14 protein-coding genes are annotated in these 18,350 nt (G+C 73.5%); 5 read left to right on the forward strand and 9 right to left on the reverse strand.

Translation table 11 applies throughout. From position 1 onward, the window contains the following. Together GCU69_RS32630 and GCU69_RS11825 are read left to right on the forward strand one after the other, a co-directional pair. Window positions 1-938: NADase-type glycan-binding domain-containing protein (locus GCU69_RS32630; protein WP_408055797.1), on the forward strand; the 938-nt coding region annotated here is incomplete at its 5' end. A 139-nt stretch (window positions 939-1,077) separates the two neighbouring features. Further along, a complete protein-coding gene (locus GCU69_RS11825) occupies window positions 1,078-1,653 on the forward strand; it encodes a TerD family protein (protein ID WP_098751963.1) in 576 nt (191 codons plus the stop codon). A 394-nt stretch (window positions 1,654-2,047) separates the two neighbouring features. On the opposite strand, the gene GCU69_RS11830 is transcribed toward GCU69_RS11825, so the two are convergent. Further along, window positions 2,048-2,494 (reverse strand): ATP-binding protein, encoded by a 447-nt coding sequence (locus GCU69_RS11830; RefSeq protein WP_098751964.1) that lies wholly within the window; start codon window positions 2,492-2,494, stop codon window positions 2,048-2,050. A 413-nt stretch (window positions 2,495-2,907) separates the two neighbouring features. Between GCU69_RS11830 and GCU69_RS11835 the strand changes: the two genes are divergently transcribed. Further along, on the forward strand, window positions 2,908-3,180 hold the full coding sequence (locus tag GCU69_RS11835) for a GlsB/YeaQ/YmgE family stress response membrane protein (RefSeq protein ID WP_098751965.1): 273 nt from the start codon (window positions 2,908-2,910) through the stop codon (window positions 3,178-3,180). Between the two features lie 323 nt (window positions 3,181-3,503). Further along, window positions 3,504-4,610 (forward strand): PucR family transcriptional regulator, encoded by a 1,107-nt coding sequence (locus tag GCU69_RS11840; RefSeq protein ID WP_098751966.1) that lies wholly within the window; start codon window positions 3,504-3,506, stop codon window positions 4,608-4,610. A gap of 21 nt (window positions 4,611-4,631) precedes the next feature. Here the strand turns inward: GCU69_RS11840 and GCU69_RS11845 are convergent, their stop codons facing one another. The 3 genes from GCU69_RS11845 to GCU69_RS11855 all read right to left on the reverse strand — a co-directional run bounded on the left by GCU69_RS11845 (window position 4,632) and on the right by GCU69_RS11855 (window position 8,983). Then, on the reverse strand, window positions 4,632-5,597 hold the full coding sequence (locus tag GCU69_RS11845) for an ABC transporter permease (protein ID WP_156205975.1): 966 nt from the start codon (window positions 5,595-5,597) through the stop codon (window positions 4,632-4,634). Next, on the reverse strand, window positions 5,594-8,446 hold the full coding sequence (locus GCU69_RS11850) for an alpha/beta fold hydrolase (protein ID WP_235978421.1): 2,853 nt from the start codon (window positions 8,444-8,446) through the stop codon (window positions 5,594-5,596). Before GCU69_RS11850 ends, GCU69_RS11845 begins: the two co-directional genes overlap by 4 nt. Before the next feature lie 129 nt (window positions 8,447-8,575). Further along, the gene (locus GCU69_RS11855) at window positions 8,576-8,983 is read right to left on the reverse strand and encodes an ATP-binding protein (protein WP_156205981.1); all 408 of its coding nucleotides are present in this window, start codon (window positions 8,981-8,983) and stop codon (window positions 8,576-8,578) included. A gap of 360 nt (window positions 8,984-9,343) precedes the next feature. Here GCU69_RS11855 and GCU69_RS33610 point away from each other — a divergent pair, with 360 nt between their 5' ends. Then, the gene (locus GCU69_RS33610; protein ID WP_235978422.1) at window positions 9,344-11,908 is read left to right on the forward strand and encodes a hypothetical protein; all 2,565 of its coding nucleotides are present in this window, start codon (window positions 9,344-9,346) and stop codon (window positions 11,906-11,908) included. A gap of 250 nt (window positions 11,909-12,158) precedes the next feature. Here the strand turns inward: GCU69_RS33610 and mmsA are convergent, their stop codons facing one another. The 5 genes from mmsA to GCU69_RS11885 form a co-directional block, all read right to left on the reverse strand. Further along, window positions 12,159-13,658 carry a CoA-acylating methylmalonate-semialdehyde dehydrogenase gene (gene mmsA, locus GCU69_RS11865; RefSeq protein WP_098751971.1) on the reverse strand — a complete coding sequence of 500 codons (1,500 nt, stop codon included), beginning with the start codon at window positions 13,656-13,658 and terminating at the stop codon, window positions 12,159-12,161. A 251-nt stretch (window positions 13,659-13,909) separates the two neighbouring features. After that, a complete protein-coding gene (iolD, locus tag GCU69_RS11870; protein WP_156205982.1) occupies window positions 13,910-15,808 on the reverse strand; it encodes a 3D-(3,5/4)-trihydroxycyclohexane-1,2-dione acylhydrolase (decyclizing) in 1,899 nt (632 codons plus the stop codon). Then, window positions 15,805-16,923 carry a 5-deoxy-glucuronate isomerase gene (iolB, locus tag GCU69_RS11875; RefSeq protein ID WP_156205983.1) on the reverse strand — a complete coding sequence of 373 codons (1,119 nt, stop codon included), beginning with the start codon at window positions 16,921-16,923 and terminating at the stop codon, window positions 15,805-15,807. The genes iolD and iolB overlap by 4 nt, the downstream gene beginning before the upstream one ends. 90 nt (window positions 16,924-17,013) lie before the next feature. Next, entirely contained in the window at window positions 17,014-17,907 is an 894-nt protein-coding gene (locus GCU69_RS11880) for a Cgl0159 family (beta/alpha)8-fold protein (RefSeq protein WP_156205984.1), read from the reverse strand. Then, window positions 17,904-18,350, reverse strand: a 447-nt coding sequence (locus GCU69_RS11885) for a PfkB family carbohydrate kinase (RefSeq protein ID WP_235978423.1), incomplete at its 5' end; no start/stop codon positions are given. The genes GCU69_RS11880 and GCU69_RS11885, both read right to left, overlap by 4 nt.

Genomic DNA, 18,350 nt, shown 5'->3' on the forward strand with positions numbered 1-18,350 from the left:
GCGAGCGGGGCGGTTCCTGGCTGCCGCCGGACGGCAGCGGTGACGCCGAGGCACGGGCCCGGGCGCTGCTCGTACCGGTGGCGGAGCCGCGGCCCGAGCCCGCTCCGGACGCCGTGGCGCCCGTGCTCCCCGGGCGGCCCGATCCGCAGCGGCCGCAGGTCCGCCGGGAGGAGCCGCTCACCGAGGAGACCGGCCCGCCCTGCCCGTGGTGCGCCACCGGCAACCGTCCCGACCGGCACTTCTGCCGCCGGTGCGCGATGTCCCTGAACGACCGCCCGGGCGGCGGGCGCGTCCGGCTGCCGTGGTGGCGGCGGCTGTTCTCCGGCCGCAAGGAGGCACCGTGGGCGGGCGAGCGGCCGCGGCTGCGCAGGGGCCTCGGCTGGATCCTGCCGCTGATCGGCTGGGGTCTGCTCGCCGCGCTGATCGTCTACGCGGTGGTCCAGGCGCCGACGGCGATCCAGGCGGTGAAGGACCACTTCGCCAAGCGGGCACCGCTCGAGCCGACCTCGTTCGCGGCTTCCCGGTCCTTCCCCGGGCACAAGCCGGAGCTGGCGTTCGACAAGCTCAGCAACACCTACTGGGGCCCGGGGGTGCGCGGCGCCGGGGAGGGCGAGTGGATCGAGGCCCGCTTCGACTCGCCGGTCAACCACCTGGACGTGCTGATCACCCCCGGTGTGTCCAAGCGCGCGGACAAGCTCTCCGAGAGCGCCCGGCCCCGGGTGCTGGAGGTGGAGATCACCAAGGCGGACGGCAAGAAGGAGACCCGCGAGATCACGCTCGACCAGGGCATCCAGGGCAGCGCCCAGCGCCGCTCCTTCCGGGTCCGGGACGTGCGCACGGTACGGATGACCATCCGCTCCTCGTACGGGGCCGCCGAGGACAAGCAGGTGGCGATCGCCGAGATCGAGTTCTTCGGGCCTTCGACGCGCTCGTACTGACGGATGCGGGACGCGGAGGGGTCCGGGCTGCCAGGATTCACCCGGGCGGCGGGAACCGTCCGGGTCCCGCACCCGTTGCACCACTGGGCAAAGAAATCGTCAAAGGCGCTGCCCGCGCCGGATTGAGCAGGGGATCTCCATGGGTGTCAGCCTCTCCAAGGGCGGAAATGTCTCACTGAGCAAGGAGGCGCCGGGTCTCACCGCGGTCACCGTCGGGCTGGGCTGGGACGTCCGTACGACCACGGGGACCGACTTCGACCTGGACGCGAGCGCGCTGCTCGTCGACGGCGGCGGGAAGGTCCTCTCGGACGGGCACTTCGTCTTCTTCAACAACCTCAAGAGCCCCGAGGGCGCCGTCGAGCACACCGGCGACAACCTCACGGGTGAGGGCGAGGGCGACGACGAGCAGATCAAGGTGTCGCTGACCACGGTCCCGGCCGAGGTCGACAAGATCGTCTTCCCGGTCTCGATCCACGAGGCCGAGAGCCGCCAGCAGAGCTTCGGCCAGGTGCGCAACGCCTTCATCCGCGTGGTGAACCAGGCCGACAACAACGAGCTGGCCCGCTACGACCTGACCGAGGACGCCTCGACCGAGACCGCCATGGTCTTCGGCGAGCTGTACCGGCACGGCGCCGAGTGGAAGTTCCGCGCGGTCGGCCAGGGCTACGCCTCCGGTCTGCGCGGCATCGCGCAGGACTTCGGCGTCAACGTCTGAGGCACCACAGCGCCGAGGCAGCGCGGCGTCCGAGGCACCGCGGCGTCCGAGGCAGCGCGGCCACTGGGCAGCGTGGCCGCCGGGGCACCGCGGCGCCCGGGCCGACGTGGCGGACACCGCGATCGCAGCAGCGAGCGAGGGCGGGCACCGGGACTTCCCGGGCGCCCGCCCTCGCCGCTGTCCCAACGCAACGGGCGTTCGCCCCACGGGCGTACGGCGCTCCCCGGGCGTACGGCAGCCCTCAGCGGCGCACGGCGCGGTCCCCGGGGCCTGGCGCGGGCGGACCCGCGGGCGTACGCCTCTGCGGCGCACGGCGGTCCCGGGGACGGCACTCGGCGCACCCGGGACGTACGGCAGCCTCAGCGGCGTACCGCCGTCCCAGGGGCGTACGCGCTCACGGGCGTACGCCGGAGGAGCCGCCCGGCGGCCGGCCCAGTCTCATGGCCACCGTCACGACCGCACCGACCGGACCGGCCGCGATCTCCAGCCGGTCCGCCAACTGCCGGGTCAGCCACAACCCCCGGCCGCCCTCCCCGCCGAACAGCCCGGGCGGCTCCGGCGGTATCACGTCCTCGGTGAAGCCCGGTCCGCTGTCGCTGACCCGGCACCGCAGGACACCGTCGTCGAGGTGGACGACGAGCCGGCCGGCGCCGCCGCCGTGCTCCACGGCGTTGCAGGCGACCTCGTGGACGGCCAGGACGAAATCGCCGCGCCGCGGCTCCTCCAGTCCGGCCTCCGCGGCGCACTCCCCGATCCGCAGCCGGAGTTTCGGCACGTCCTCGGCGACGAAGAGCAGCTCCAGCAGTTGTTCGCACGCGGACTCGTCCGTATCGACACTCATGGACTCACCACCTCGACCTCCATCACAACCAACCGCCGGACACCGGCCGCGCCGTGCGCATCGGGGGAGGCGCCGCCGGGTGAGAGGAATGAGCGGCCGGGCCGCGGCCGGGCGGAGCCGCCCGGCGGGGAGAGGAGAGCACTCGGGTCCGTCACGGCAGGCATGTGCTCCGACCACCCCATCGTGTCCGCTCGGCCGGGCTCCCGACAGCTCGGGAACCGGATGACGATGCCCGGAAGACGCTACTCCCTGTCATCGACAACCACCAGGCGTAACCGCAATTGCGCCTGTGGTCACCGATCTTGAGCGGGAGAACCCCGAAGTCGACCGGAAGCGTCGTTGTAGTGTCCGCATCCAGGCATCAGCACGCGTATCACCTGCATATACCGTCATCACACGGGGAGGAATCGATCATGAGCATCGTCAGTTGGATCATCCTGGGCCTGATCGCCGGAGTCGTGGCCAAGGTCCTGCTGCCGGGACGCGACCCGGGCGGGCTGGTCGGGACCACCCTCATCGGCGTGGCCGGGGCGTTCATCGGCGGCTGGCTGTCCGCGAAGTTCCTGGACAAGCCGATCACCCAGGACTTCTACGACCCCGCGCTGTGGGTGGCCGCCGTGGCGGGCTCCCTGGTGCTCCTGATCGGCTACCGGCTGCTGTTCGGCCACTCCCGCGAACGCCACTGACCCGCGGGCCGGGTTCCCGCCCGGGGGCGGATGCGGCAGCCGCCGCGCCCGCCCGCGGCCGCCCGGAGCCACGCCCCGGGACACCGGCCGCGGGCGGCCCCCCGCAGTCGTACGGCCCTGGCGCCGGTCCGTTTCCGGACCCCGGCACCAGGGCCGCCCCCGTTTCCCCCGTGCTCCCCCGTGGCACTCATCATGGCGGCTGGACCCTCTCGCGCACATTGCCGTACCCCGGCAACCTTTACCGTCTCTCGATGCCGGGGGGATACTGCACTCCGGGCCCCGGGAACCAGCTCCGGCGCCCGCGAGCACCGTGAGAGGGACCCGTGACCCAGCAGCAGACCGAACAGGCCCAGGACGACGACTACCTGGAGGGATACGCCGACATCCTGGCCGAGGTCTCGGTGACGGGCCGCCGGCTGACCCGCGACGAGCTGGAGGCCCGCCGGCTCCTCGGCGAGCGGGCGGCCGAACACGCCCACGGGCTGCGCCGGCTGGTCGCCGCGCATCTCGGCGCGACCCGCCGCGCCTGGCCCGCGCTGCCCGGCACGGCCTCGGCCGCGACCACCCGCGAGCTGCGCGCCGTCGCGGACAGCGTGCTGGCCGCCGTCGAACAGTCCGTCGACGCGGTCGCCGAGGGCTACGAGCGGGCCCAGCGGCTGGCGGTGCGCCAGGAGGAGGCGGCCCGCCGGGAGTTCATCGACGACCTGCTCTACGGGCGCAGCGACCTCGGGCGGCTCGCGGAGCGGGCCGAGCGCCTCGGGCTGCGGCTGGCGCACGAGCATCTCGTGGCGGTGGCCGACGGCCCCGAGTCGTACGACGAGACGCATCCGGTGGCGCGTCAGGTGGAGTCCGCGCTGATCGCGCGGTTCGGTGACCGGCGGATCCTGCTGACCACCAAGGACGGCCGGATCGTGTGCGTCGCGCCGGGCAACCAGGAGGACGTCGTACGGCACTTCGCCAAGCACGCGCACGCCGCCACCGACGGCGGCAAGGTGGCGGTCGGCCGCACGCACAGCGGCCCCGGCGGCGTCGTGCACTCCTACGAGGAGGCGCTCAGCGCGCTGGACCTGGCGGAGCGGATGGAGCTGGAAGGGCCCATGCTGCGGGCGGCGGACCTGCTGGTGTTCCCCGTGCTGACCCGGGACCGGCAGGCCATGGCGGATCTGGTGATCTCCACGCTGGGCCCGCTGGAGCGGGCACGGGGCGGCGCCGAGCCGCTGCTGCGCACCCTGTCGGTGTACTTCGACGCGGGATGTGTGGCGGCGGAGACGGCCCGGCGGCTGTCGCTGAGCGTGCGGGCGCTGACGTACCGGCTGGCACGGATCCACGAGCTGACCGGCTCCGACCCGGCCGACCCGATGCACCGCTACGCCCTCCAGACCGCGGTGATCGGCGCCCGGCTGCTGGACTGGCCGGCCCGGGAGCTGTAGGCCCGGACCGGCCGCCGCGGGTCAGGACACGACGTCCTTGTTGCGGAAGTGCCGGAAGGCCAGCGCGAAGAGCACGAGCGCGTACGCCACCGAGACGGCGCTCCCCTTGATCATCCCACCCCATTCCAGCTGTGGCTGGAGCGCGTCGATCCAGGCGAACTGCCAGTGCGCGGGCAGGAAGTCGCGCCAGCCGCCGAGGGCCGTCACCTCGTCGAGGACGTTGCCGATGATCGTCAGCCCCACCGCGCCGCCGACCGCGCCGAGCGGCGCGTCGGTGACGGTGGACAGCCAGAACGCGAGTCCGGCGGTGACGAGCTGGCCGACGAAGATGTAACAGACGGCGATCGCGATCCGGCCCGCGGCCGTGCCGGCCTCCAGGGAGCCTCCGGTCGGGAGCTGGAGCCCGTCCCAGCCGTAAGCCACCGTGCCCGCGATCAGCCCGACCAGCGGCAGCAGCACCATGGCGACGATGCTGAAGAGCAGCGCCACGGTGAGCTTGGCGGCCAGCAGCCGCATCCGCGGCACCGGCGAGGCCAGCAGATAGCGCAGTGACGACCAGCTCGCCTCGGAGGCGACGGTGTCCCCGCTGAACAGCGCGACGGGCACCACCAGCAGGAAGCCCGCGGAGACGAAGAGGCAGGCGACGGCGAAGTTCACGCCGGAGACCGTGGCCGTGTCGATCAGCGAGATCCGGCCGCTGCCCTCCTCGTCCTCGCCGCCGCCGATCGCGAAGGCCGCGATCAGCACGAACGGCAGCAGGGCGAGCACGCCGAAGACCACCATGGTGCGCCGGCGGCGCAGCTGACGCATGGCCTCCACCCGCAGCGGCAGGGTGCGTCCGGCCCGGTAGCCGGGGGCGGAGGCGGGCGCCGGGGCCCGCTCGGCGAGGGCGGTGGCACCGGCCGCGCCGGTCTCCGCCGCGGGGCGGCCGGGTGTGGCCGGCCGGTCCGGTCCGTCCAGTCCGCCCGGTCCGGTCGGTGCGGTCATCGGTCGCCTCCGATCAGGGTCAGGAACGCGTCTTCGAGGCGCCGGTGCGGACCGGCCCGTTCGACCGGGATCTCCAGCCGGACGAGTTCGGCGAGGAGCTGTGCCGCGGTCGTGCCGCCGAGCCGTACGAGCAGGCCCTCGTCCACGGCGACGGCGGAGACGACGCCGTCCAGGGCGGCCACCTTCTCGGCGGCGGCGTCGGACGGCGGTCCGCCGGCCACCCCGACGAGCAGGGTGTCGCCGTTGCCGGTGATGTCGGCGACCGGCCCGGCGCTGACGAGCCGCCCGCGGTCCATCACGACCAGATGCGTGCAGGTCTGCTCGACCTCGGCCAGCAGATGGCTGGAAACGATCACGGTGCGTCCGGCGGCCGCGTAGCGGACCATGACGTCGCGCATCTCGCGGATCTGCGGCGGGTCCAGCCCGTTGGTCGGCTCGTCGAGGATCAGCAGGTCCGGCAGGCCGAGCATGGCCTGCGCGATGGCCAGCCGCTGCCGCATGCCCTGCGAGTACGTCCGTACGGCGCGCTCCAGGGCGTCACCGAGCCCGGCGATCTCCAGCGCCTCCCGGGCGTGCGCGTCGGCGGCGGGACGGCCGGTGGCCTGCCAGTACAGGTCGAGGTTGGCCCGGCCGGAGAGGTGCGGCAGGAAGCCGGCGCCCTCGACGAACGAGCCGACCCGGGACAGCACGGGGGCGCCCGGCCGGATGGCGTGGCCGAAGACCCGGATCTCGCCCTCGTCGGGCCGGATGAGGCCCATCAGCATCCGCAGCGTGGTCGTCTTGCCCGCGCCGTTGGGGCCGAGCAGCCCCAGCACCTGGCCGGCCTCGACGCGGAAGGACAGGTCCTTGACGGCGTACCGGTCGGCGGACTTGGCGTACCGCTTGCTGAGCCCGGTGATCCGGAGCGGCACCCCGGCCAGCTCCGGGTCGGGGGCCGGTGTCGCGATCCTGCGGCGTCCGAGGAGCAGCAGCGCCGCGGCGACGGCGGCGGCACCGAGCGGCAGCCCCCAGACCCAGGACGGGAGCGGGGTGGCGGCGGTGCGGACCGCGGGAGCGGTGGGCACGGTGAGCCCGTCGCCCGCGAGGGACACCTGGTACTCGGCGGGCTCGGCCGGGGAGGCGTACCCCATGTCTGTGGCCGACAGCACCAGCCGCATCCGGTGCCCGGCCTCGAAGGTGTGGTCCACGGCGGGCAGCGTGATCTCGGCGGTGCGGCCCCGGTCGTCACCGGTGCCGTTGATCCGCACCGGGGTGACGAGCTGGGAGGGCAGCGACTGGCGGCCGTCCGGGCCCACGTCGTACACCTTGGCGAAGAGCACCGTGTCGTCGCTGTCGGAGTCGACATGGATCCGGGCGGTGGGCGAGCCGGTGACCCGGACCTCGGACGCCAGCCGTGCCGAGTCGAAGGTCGCGGTCTGGCCGGGGAAGTCCAGCGCCACTCCGGCGCCGAACGTCGCCAGCTGGGACATGCTGCCCAGGCCCGGGACGGAGGAGACGGCGGCGGGGGTGCCGCCCGCCGGATTGGCGACGGTCTGCTCGCGGCCGGTGAGCCGCACCCCGGTGCTCTCGGCGCCGCCGATGCCCGGGTAGCTGTCGCCGGTCGCGCCGCGCAGCTGGGCGCGGCCGTTGGTGGAGTCGATGCCGCCGGTGCGGCTGACGCGGAAGGCCGGGCCGGTGTCGGTCTCCTTCTCGCCCTTCAGATGGCGGTCGAACCAGTCGGTGACCCGCTGCCGGACCCGCTCGGTCTCCTGGTCACCCCCGTCGTGGCCGCCCGCGAGCCAGTCCACGGAGACCGGAGCGCCGTTGGCCCGGATCTTCTTCGCCATGGCGTCGGCGTGCGAGAGCGGGAAGAGGGAGTCGGTCTGCCCGCCGAGGACCAGCGTGGGGACGTCGATCTCGTCCCCGACGGCGACGGGGCTGCGCTCCCGCAGCAGCTTCTCGGCCTCGGCGTCCGGCTTCCCGGCGACGGCCACCCGCTCGTACATCTCGCACAGCTGCTTCTCGAACCGGCCGCAGTCGCGGTCGGGGGCGGGCACGGGCGGCGGCGGGGTGCCGGCGGCGGCGCCGTCCCCGGTGCCCTGCTGCTGCCCGTCGCCCGTGCCGCCGCCGGAGCCCCCGGCGCCGCCGGTCCCGCCCTCGGGGGCGTCCTCGGAGCCCGGTCCCATCTGGGTGGGGAGCGGTGTCGAGCCGGTGGTGAAGAAGATCCCGGCCCAGAGCTTCTTGAACACCCCGTTCGGGAAGAGCGCCTCGGAGAGGTCCCAGTAGGTGTTCTGCGGGGCGATCGCGTCGACCCGCTTGTCGTTGCCCGCCGCGAGCAGCGAGATCGCGCCGCCGTACGAGGCCCCGGCGACGCCGACGCGCGGGTCGCCGTCGGCGTCGAGCCGCACCTCGGGCCGCTGCGCGAGCCAGTCGATCAGCCGCCCGACGTCGGCGACCTCGTTCTCGGTGTCGTTGAGCCCGATCCGCCCGGAGGACTTCCCGAAGCCCCGGGCCGACCAGGTCATGACGGCGTAGCCGTCCCGCGCCATGCTCTCGGCGTGCTGCTTCAGATCGGCCTTGCTGCCGCCGAAGCCGTGCCCGAGCAGCACGGCGGGACGGCGCTCGTCCGCGGGCCCGGCGGTGTAGAAGGAGGTGTCGATCCGCACCTTCTCGCCGCCACCGCCGCCCTCCCCGTCCCCGGGGGTCTCCGGCATCGACAGGAACCGGTCCTCACGGTGCACGGCGGCCGGGCTGTCGGCGACGGCGCTCCACGTACCGGCCCCGCCGGCGACGGCCAGCGCCGCCACCGCCGCGACCAGCCGCGTGCGCCGCGACCGCCACGCCCCGAACCGGGGCATTCGAAAATCCATGCTCAGAGCCTACGCAGCGAAAGGCACCGCACACCTTGTCCCCGGGACTGAACCGTGCGGCCTCCTCCGGCAGTACGCCCGCGGCCCGCCGTACCGCGGTCGCGGTACGGCGGGCCGCCGCGGAACGTGTCACATCTCACCGGCCGCCGGACCCGCGTCCAGCTCGAACCACACCTCCTTGCCCTCCGCCACGGGCAGCGCGCCCCAGCGGTCCGCGGTCTCGCCGAGCAGGAACAGCCCGCGGCCGGTCTCGGACAGGTGGTCCGGTTCCTTGGCCACGGGGAGGACTGGTTCCGGGTCGGTGACGGCCGCGCGGACGCCGTGCGGCAGATTCTGGAGGGTGAGCAGGCAGTCGGCGGTGGCCGTGTGCTTGTAGACGTTGCTGAAGAGTTCGGTGACGCACATGGCGGCCGGTCCGACCAGTTCCCCGCGCCCCCACTCCCGTAGCCGGGCGGCCACGGTGCGCCGGACACCGGCGAGTATCCGGGGATCCACGCGCAGCCGCTGCTCGTAGCGCTGCGAGGACTCATCCGCCATGGCAACCACGGCCTTTCCGCTGCTGGGACGCGCCGCGCGGGCAGCGCCGAGCGGGTCGGCGCTGCCGGGCGGCGGAAACACCCTGGATGCTGTCCCGGCACCCGTCGCCCAGGCAAGTTCTTCCACCGCACATCGCCGATAAGTGGCCTGTTCCGCCCCGCAGTTGTCGCGTGCCGGCCACCGGCGGCAGGGCCGTCCGCCCGTCCTCGACGCCCGCCGACGGCCCGGGGCCCGTTCCCCGCGCTGATCCACGTGCCCTTCCGCCGGTGAGCCGTGCCCTTGCGTCCCTTGTCGCCGAACCGCCCGGCCCCGTAGGCAGAGAGTGATCTCTTGCACGTCTCGCCCGGTGAGGTACGACCGATGGACACCGCCTTCGATTCCAAGCAGCCCGGCACCGCTCCGGCCCGGACGCCGGCCAGGGCTCCGGACCGGGGCGGCAGCGCCCCGCACGGCCTCCTCGCCGTGCAGCGGACCGCGGGGAACGCGGCCACCGTCGAGATGCTCCGCCGTGCGGGCAGCCGCCACCCCCTGGCCACGGCCTCCTCGCTGCCCGTGCAGCGCATGTACAACCCCGGCTACGGCGGCCACGGCGGCGGAGGCGCGGGATTCCCCCCGCAGGGGTTCGTCAAGGAGGAGTCTCCGGACGAGTACCTGACGCCCGAGGAGACCATGGCGCGGGTCGCGTCGCTGGTGGACAACCCTCCGATGGAGAACTACGGCGCGAGGCGGCAGGGCCGGGCGCACGGAGAGTTCTGGATGCGGTTCCCGCGCGACAAGTCGAACGAGGCGGCGGAGGAGACCCTGACGGAGACCAGTGCCCTGCTGTTCGACAGCATGAAGGGCGCCCAGGAGAAGGCCCGCGAGGACGAGCCGGACAAGACCGCGGAGGACGCCAACAACCGCGAGGTCCAGGGCATGCTGATCAACGACCGTCTGGTGTTCGCGACGAACTACAACTCGTCCGTCGACACCCTCGTGGAACGCGGCAGAAAGAAGAACAAGGGCGGGCAGCCCACGTTCCAGGAACTGCTGAGCATCCGCCAGAGCGACGAGGGGGCCACGCGGGGCCTGCGCGGTCACGAGGCCGAGAACCAGCGCGAGAAGCTGGCGAGCTTCCGCCGGAAGAACGCCGCGATCGTCGCCGGAGAGCGCGGCGAGGGCGAGCAGGGCCGGGGGGAGGACGCCACGGCCCTGGCACTGCGCGCCCGGCTGGGCGAACCGGTCATCGTCGTGAACATCGAGGACGAGAAGCTGCGCGAGTATCTGACGAGCCGCAAGTACGAAGGCCGGGTGTTCCTGCTCCGTTTCGCGGCACTGGACCCCAGGGCGAAGAAGACGGGCAAGAACAAGGGGCAGCCGACGGCGGAGGGGTCGGTGCACGCGGAACAGAAGCTGCTCCTGGCCCTGCAGTACGCCAACATCGTTCCTCACCAGGACGTCAAGGGGCCCATGTCCATCATGGGCAAATACCGCCCCTGCATGGGCTGCGCCGCGGCGCTGATGTACTACAAGAGGCGGCTGGAGTTCACGAACCTGAGCTTCGACGAGAACTACGGGCACTACTTCCAGGGCGCCGTGAACTCCCTCTACGATCATCAGCGGCACATCATGGACAAGCACTACCTGGAATACATCCGGCAGATGGTCATGGACGACATCACGAACACGCCGGCCATGATGAACGAGGCAGCTCCGCAGGAGGCCGTGCACCGCCGCGGCGGCCCGGCCCTCAGGGTGCCCGGCCGGTACGCGTCGCGACAGGCCGACGTGACGCCGCCCACCAGCGACGCCGAATTCGACGACGAGGGCCACTATCACCGGACCACGCGTCCGCTGAAGGACACGTGGACGGTGGAGACCGCCCATGTGGGGATCGGCCAGGGGTCGCAGACGCACAATGTGCCGCGCCGTAAGCACGAGCAGCTCAGCGAGGCACAGGCGGCCGAACTCAAGGCTCTCTGGAACGGCAGGAAGGGCATGCCGCCCACGAACGAAAGCCGCCAGCGGGCGATAGAACTCGCCTACGGGTACAAGAACTCCGAGAGAATGACCCTCAAGTATCTGGGCGGCATCATCGAGCTGGACGCCAACAGGCTCGGCGGCTATCTCACCCGCTACGAGAACGAGGGCCACTGGAAGCACACGCCGTCACGGTCCGGAAAGGTCGAAAACCAGCCGAAGAGTCACAAGAAGGGTGATCCAGCGAAGCAGTTCACCAAGGGCGGAAAGCTCGACGGCGAGGGCAAGAAGACTCTGAAGGCACTCATCCGAAGCCTCACCGGCCACCCTTGGTGTGACGCCTGGCAGCGCATTCACGACAATGAACTGCCCCAGGAGCTGAACCCCTCACAGATGCCCGACGAGCTGCTCATGAAGCTCGCCGAACTCCGCCGGCAGAAGGTGGACGTGCCGAGCATGTCCAAGTACATGCACACGGGCGAGAAGGGCGACAATCTGAGGAAGGCCATCACGCGCAAGGGCGAACCGCTGCTCGAGAAGCAGCTGGCTGCCGCGGCACAGGTGAAGACGGAGCCCGAGGACGTCGAAATGGGCGGGACGGCGAGTTATCCCACAGCGTCCACGTCCTACGCGGAGCCGTCCACGTCCTACGCGGAGCCCTCCGGGTCCTATGCGGCGCCGTCCGGGTCCTCGGCCCCCGGCTACCCGCAGGGCCGGACCGCCGACTACGGATACGGGTCGGGGGGCGGGGCCGACTACGGGTACGGATACGACGCGGGCGAAGGCAGCAGCAGTTCCGCATACCCGCCCGCGCCCGCCGAGGTTCCCGGCTTCACGCTCCACATCGACCCCGGAACGAACCAGCCGTACTACATCGACGAGGACACCGGCGGTCGGTACATCCGGGTCCACGGCCGTATGACCCGGATCCGCTTCTCCGACGACGTCGAGATGGAAGATGCCTGAGCCCGGTGAGGCGCCGGCCGAGCGGCCCGGGGACCGGTCGTCAGCGGGACGGATGACGTAAGGGCGCGAGGGCGCGACGGCGCGAGGGCGCGAGGGCGCGAGGGCGCCCCGCCGGAGTGGGCCCCGCCCGGCGCCCGGCCCCGCGCTTCCGGCGGCGGGCCGGGGCCGGGCCCCGCGACCCGCGGGAAACCCGGGAAACGCGGGAAACGCGGGAAACGCGGCCGGGGCCCGCCGGAGGCGCCGGTCCCCGTCAGTGGTTGCGCGGGAAGCCCAGGTCCACGCCCGCCGGGGCGTCGGCCGGGTCGGGCCAGCGGGTGGTGACGACCTTGCCGCGGGTGTAGAAGTGCACGCCGTCGTTGCCGTAGATGTGGTGGTCGCCGAAGAGGGAGTCCTTCCAGCCGCCGAAGCTGTGGTAGCCGACGGGCACCGGGATCGGCACGTTGATCCCGACCATGCCCGCCTCGGCCTCCAGCTGGAAGCGGCGGGCGGCGCCGCCGTCGCGGGTGAAGATCGCGGTGCCGTTGCCGTACGGGGAGGCGTTGATCAGCGCGACACCGTCCTCGTACGTCGCGGCGCGCAGCACGCACAGCACCGGGCCGAAGATCTCGTCGCGGTACGCGTCGGAGCCGGTCGGGACCTTGTCGAGCAGGGACAGGCCGATCCAGTGGCCGTTCTCGTAGCCGTCGACGGTGTGGCCGGTGCCGTCGAGGACGACCTCGCAGCCCTGCTCCGCGGCGCCCCGGACGTAGGAGGCGACCTTGTCGCGGTGCGCCTTGGTGATCAGCGGGCCCATCTCGGAGGCCGGGTCGTCGCCCGGGCCGATCCTGATCTTCTCGGCGCGTTCGCGGATCTTCTCCACCAGCGCGTCACCGGCGGCGCCGACGGCGACGACCGCGGACACCGCCATGCAGCGCTCGCCCGCGGAGCCGTAGGCCGCCGAGACGGCCGCGTCGGCGGCGGCGTCCAGGTCGGCGTCGGGCAGCACCAGCATGTGGTTCTTCGCGCCGCCGAGCGCCTGGACGCGCTTGCCGTTGGCGGAGGCCGTGGCGTGGATGTGGCGTGCGACCGGGGTGGAGCCGACGAAGCTGACGGCGGCCACGTCCGGGTGCTCCAGCAGCCGGTCCACGGCGGCCCTGTCGCCGTGGACGACGTTCAGCACGCCGGCGGGCAGCCCGGCCTCCGCCGCCAGGGAGGCGAGCAGGTTGGCCGCGGACGGGTCCTTCTCGCTGGGCTTCAGCACGAAGGTGTTCCCGCAGGCGATGGCGAGCGGGAACATCCACATCGGCACCATCGCCGGGAAGTTGAACGGCGTGATGCCCGCGACGACTCCGAGCGGCTGCCGGATCGCGGCCACGTCCACCCGGTTCGACACCTGCGTGGACAGCTCGCCCTTGAGCTGGGTGGTGATGCCGCAGGCCAGTTCGACGATTTCCAGGCCGCGGGCGACCTCGCCGAGCGCGTCGGAGTGCACCTTGCCGTGCTCGGCGGTGATCAGCCGGGCGATCTCCTCGCGGTGGGCGACGAGCAGTTCGCGGTAGCGGAAGAGGACGGAGGTGCGGGCGGCGAGCGAGGACGTGCCCCAGGTCGCGTACGCGGCCCGGGCGGCGGCCACGGCCGCGTCGACCTCCTCGGCGGAAGCCAGGGCGACCCGGGTGGTCTGCGCGCCGGTCGCGGGGTCGGTCACCGGGCCGTAGGCGCCGGAGGTACCGGCCACGGCCTTTCCGTCGATCCAGTGGTCCAGTGTCTTCATCGCGGGGCCTTTCTGTGCGTCGGCCTGGCTGGTGCGGTGCCGTGCTGTTCGGTGCCGTGCCGCTCGGTGCCGTTCGGTGCTGTGCCGTTCGGTGCTGTGCGGTCTGGCGTGGGTGCGGGGCGGGGCGGGTGCGGGGGCGAGCGGTTCGGTTCCGGTGTGCGTACGGGGGCGGGTGCGGGACCGGGTGCGCGTACGGAGACGGGCGACCCGGGGTGGCCGGCCGGTCCGCGCGGGCGGGGCCGTAGCGCCGCCTACAGGTACCGGCGGCGCGCCGCCGCCTCGCGGTCGTACTCCTCCCGGGCCTTGACGGCCGCCGGGCGGGTCGCCGTCCCGGCCACCGGAACATCCCACCACGCCTGCGCGCCGGGCGCGCCGGACACAGTGTCGGCCGTTGCGGTCTCCACATGGACACATGTGGGCACGGTCGCGTCCCGCGCCTCCGCCAGCGCCTCGCGCAGCTCCCGCAGGGTGTTCGCGCGCAGCACCCGCATGCCGAGGCTGGCCGCGTTGGCGCCGAGGTCGACGGGCAGCGGGTCACCGGTGTACGAGCCGTCGGCGGCGCGGTACCGGTAGGCGGTGCCGAAGCGTTCGCCGCCGGTGGCCTCGGACAGGCCGCCGATGGAGGCGTAACCGTGGTTCTGCACCAGCAGCAGCTTGAGCGGGATGCCCTCCTGCACGGCGGTGACGATCTCCGTCGGCATCATCAGGTACGTGCCGTCGCCGACCAGCGCCCACACCCGGCGGGTCGGGGCGGCCAGGGAGACGCCGATGGCGGCGGGGATCTCGTAACCCATGCAGGAGTAGCCGTACTCCAGGTGGTACTGGCGGGGTGAGCGGGCGCGCCACAGCTTGTGCAGGTCGCCGGGGAGCGAGCCGGCCGCGTTGATGATCACGTCCGGGTCACCGACGACGGAGTCCAGGGCCCCGAGCACCTGGGTCTGCGTGGGGCGGGCGTCGTCGTCCCCGGCGAAGGCGCGCGTGACCCGCTCCTCCCAGGCGGTCTTGGCGCGGCCGTACTCCTCCTCGTACCACTCCTCGACCCGGTGCCCGACGAGGGCCCCGGCCAGCGCCTCCAGTCCGGCGCGGGCGTCGGCGACGAGGGACAGCCCGCTCATCTTGTGGGCGTCGAAGGCGGTGATGTTGAGGTTGACGAAGCGGACGCCGGGCTCGGCGAAGAGGGTGCTGGAGGCGGTGGTGAAGTCGGTCCAGCGGGTGCCGACGCCGAGGACGGTGTCCGCGCCGCGGGCGAGCGCGTCGGCGGTGGCGGTGCCGGTGTGGCCGATGCCGCCGACGTCGGCCGGGTGGTCGTGGCGCAGCGAGCCCTTGCCGGCCTGGGTGGAGGCGACGGGGATGCCGGTGGCCTCCACGAACGCCTTCAGGGCGTCCTCGGCCTCGCTGTGGTGCACGCCGCCGCCGGCGACGATCAGCGGCCGGCGGGCGCTCCGCAGCGCCTCGGCGGCCCCGGCGAGCGCGTCGGCGTCGGGGGCGGGGCGGCGTACCGGCCAGACGCGTTCGGCGAAGAACTCCTCCGGCCAGTCGTACGCCTCGGCCTGGACGTCCTGCGGCAGGGCGAGGGTGACGGCGCCGGTCTCGGCCGGGTCGGCGAGGACCCGCATGGCCTGGAGGGCGGCGGGGATCAGCGCCTCGGGGCGGGTGACGCGGTCGAACCAGCGGGAGACGGGGCGCAGGCAGTCGTTGACGGAGATGTCGCCGGCGCTCGGGGCTTCGAGCTGCTGGAGCACGGGGTCGGCGGGGCGGGTGGCGAACGTGTCGCCGGGGAGGAGGAGCACCGGGAGCCGGTTGACGGTGGCGAGCGCGGCACCGGTGGTGAGGTTGGTGGCGCCAGGGCCGATGGAGGTGGTGACGGCCTGGGCGGAGAGCCGGTCGGTCTGCCGGGCGTGGGCGACGGCGGCGTGCACCATGGACTGCTCGTTGCGGCCCTGGTGGAACGGCAGTCCCTCGGCGCCCGGTTCCAGCAGCGCCTGGCCGATCCCGGCGACGTTGCCGTGGCCGAAGATGCCCCAGCAGCCGCTGATGAGCCGGTGCCGCCGGCCGTCGCGCTCGGTGTACTGGCGGGCCAGGAACGCGACGAGGGCCTGGGCGACGGTGAGGCGGCGGACGGGGGCGGCGGTCGGTGCGGGGGTGGTCATGCGCGGTCTCCCTCCGGGTTCGCGGCTCCGGCCGGCGCGGGGGCCGGGGTGGGGGCCGGGGGCTCGTACAGCGGCAGCCGGGGGTCCACCGGCTGACCGGGCCAGGTGGTGCGGATCCACGCGTGGTCGGGGTGGTCGCAGATGAGCCAGGCGCGTTCGGCGCCGGGTCCGGCCATCACGTTGAGGTAGTACATGTCGTGGCCGGGGGCGGCCATCGAGGGACCGTGCCAGCCGTCCGGGATGAGGATCGTGTCGCCGCTGCGGACCTCGGCGAGCACGTCGCTGTCCTTCCCCGGTCCGGAGGGGCTGACGCGCTGGTAGCCCAGGCCCTCGGTGCCGTGCGCGGCGGCGATCTCGAAGTAGTAGATCTCCTCCAGCTCTGACTCGGTGCCGGGGCGGTCCTCGTCGTGCTTGTGCGGCGGGTAGGAGGACCAGTTGCCGCCGGGGGTGAGCACCTCGACGGCGATGAGCTTGTCGCAGTCGAAGGCGCCCGCCGCGGCGAAGTTGTTGACCTGCCGCGAGCAGCTGCCGCTGCCGCGCAGTTCGACGGCGACCTCGGCGGCGGGGCCGTAGCGGGCGGGCAGCCGGTTCTCGCAGCGGGCGCCGGTGAGCGCGAACCGGCCGCCCGCGGCGCTGGTGAGGCGGACGTGCGCGTCGCGCGGGACGTACGCGAAGTCGGTGACGCCGTCGAAGACGCTCGCGCGGCCGTGCAGTTCGAAGGCGGCACCGGTGCCGGCGCCCGCGCCGCTGCCCTCGCCCGCGCCGGTGCCCGTACCGCTGCCCTCGCCCGTGCCGTTGCCGCTGTGGCCGTCCGCGTCGGCGACGGTTGCGGCGTCGGTGACGGTGTCGGCGTCAGTGGCGGTGTCGGCTTCCGTGACCACCGAGCAGCCGCCGCTGAGCGGCAGCACGATCCACTCGCTGTCGCCGGTGTCGAACGCGTGCGCACCGCCGGGCGGCAGTTCGAGGATCCGCAGGCTCGAACGGTCCCAGCCCGCGCCCGCCGGGTCGACGGCGGTGGCGTACGGCCCGTCGGCGGCCGTGCCCGCCGGGAGGTGCAGCCGGGGACCGCGGGCGGGCTCCGCGCCGGGCGCGGGGTTCGGGTGAACGGAGGTCATGGTTTCAGTCTCCTGCGGGTGACGGCATCGGATGGGAGGCGGCGGGTCCGGCGGCCCGGCGCGGCGCGGGCGTCCCGGCCGGCCGCGCGCTCAGAGGAGTCCGACGGCGGTGTCCACGGCCGCCCCGACGTCCCCGTCCGGCGGGTAGAGCAGCGAGCGGCCGACGACGAGGCCCTGGACGGTCGGCAGCCGCAGCGCCTTGCGCCACTTCTCGTACGCCTCGTCCTGGTCCGCGCCGACCTCCCCGCCGAGCAGCACGGCGGGCAGCGTGGACGTCTCCATGACGGCGGCCATCCGGTCCTCCTCCTCGGTGACGGGCACCTTCAGCCAGGTGTAGGCGGAGGTGCCCGCGAGCCCGGAGGCGATGGCGATGGACCGTGTGACGGCCTCGGCGCTCAGGTCGTTGCGCAGCCTGCCGTCCACCCGGCGGGAGATGAACGGCTCGACGAAGACCGGCAGCCGCTGCGCGGCCATCGCGTCGACGGCGCGGGCGCCGGAGGCCAGGGTGTTGAGCGAGCCGGGGTCGTCGTAGCCGATACGGAGCAGCAGCTTGCCCGCGTCGAAGCGGAGCCGGGCCAGGTCCTCGGGGCGGTGGCCGGTGAAGCGGTCGTCCAGTTCGAAGGAGGCGCCGGCGAGCCCGCCGCGGTTGAGGGAGCCCATGACCACCTTGCCGTCGAGGGCTCCCAGCAGCAGCAGGTCGTCGAGGACGTCGGCGGTGCCGAGCACGCCGTCGACGCCGGGCCGGGAGAGCGCGAGGCAGAGACGTTCGAGGAGGTCTGCGCGGTTGGCCATGGCGAGCCGCCGGTCGCCGACGGCCAGCGCGCCGCGGGCCGGGTGGTCGGCGGCGACGATCATCAGCCGGCCGCTGTCGCCGAGCAGCGGTCTGCGGACGCGGCGGGCGGCGGCCTCCGCGACGGCCTCGGGGTTCCGGGCGCGGGTCCGTACGAGTTCGGAGACCCGGACGGCGGGCCGGGTGCCGGTCACGAGGCGGCCAGCGCGGCGTCGACCTCGGCCGCCGTCGGCATCGCGGAGGAGCAGGCCAGCCGGGAGGCGACGATGGCTCCGGCGGCGTTGGCGTGCCGCATGGTGCGCTCCAGGTCCCAGCCGGCGAGCAGACCGTGGCAGAGGGAGCCGCCGAACGCGTCGCCCGCGCCGAGGCCGTTGACGACGTCGACGGGCACGGGCGGCACCTCGGCCGACGTGCCGTCGCGGTGCAGCGCGAGGACGCCCTTGGGGCCCTGCTTGACGACGGCGAGTTCGACACCGGCGTCCAGCAGCGCGCGGGCGCAGTCCGCCGGGTCCCGTACGCCGGTGGCGACCTCGCACTCGTCGAGATTGCCGACGGCGACGGTGGCGTGGGCGAGCGCCCGCCGGTAGTACGGCCGGGCCTCCTCGGGGCCGGAGGGCCAGAACATCGGCCGCCAGTC

Source organism: Streptomyces lycii (assembly GCF_009735685.1).
Classification (GTDB): domain Bacteria; phylum Actinomycetota; class Actinomycetes; order Streptomycetales; family Streptomycetaceae; genus Streptomyces; species Streptomyces lycii.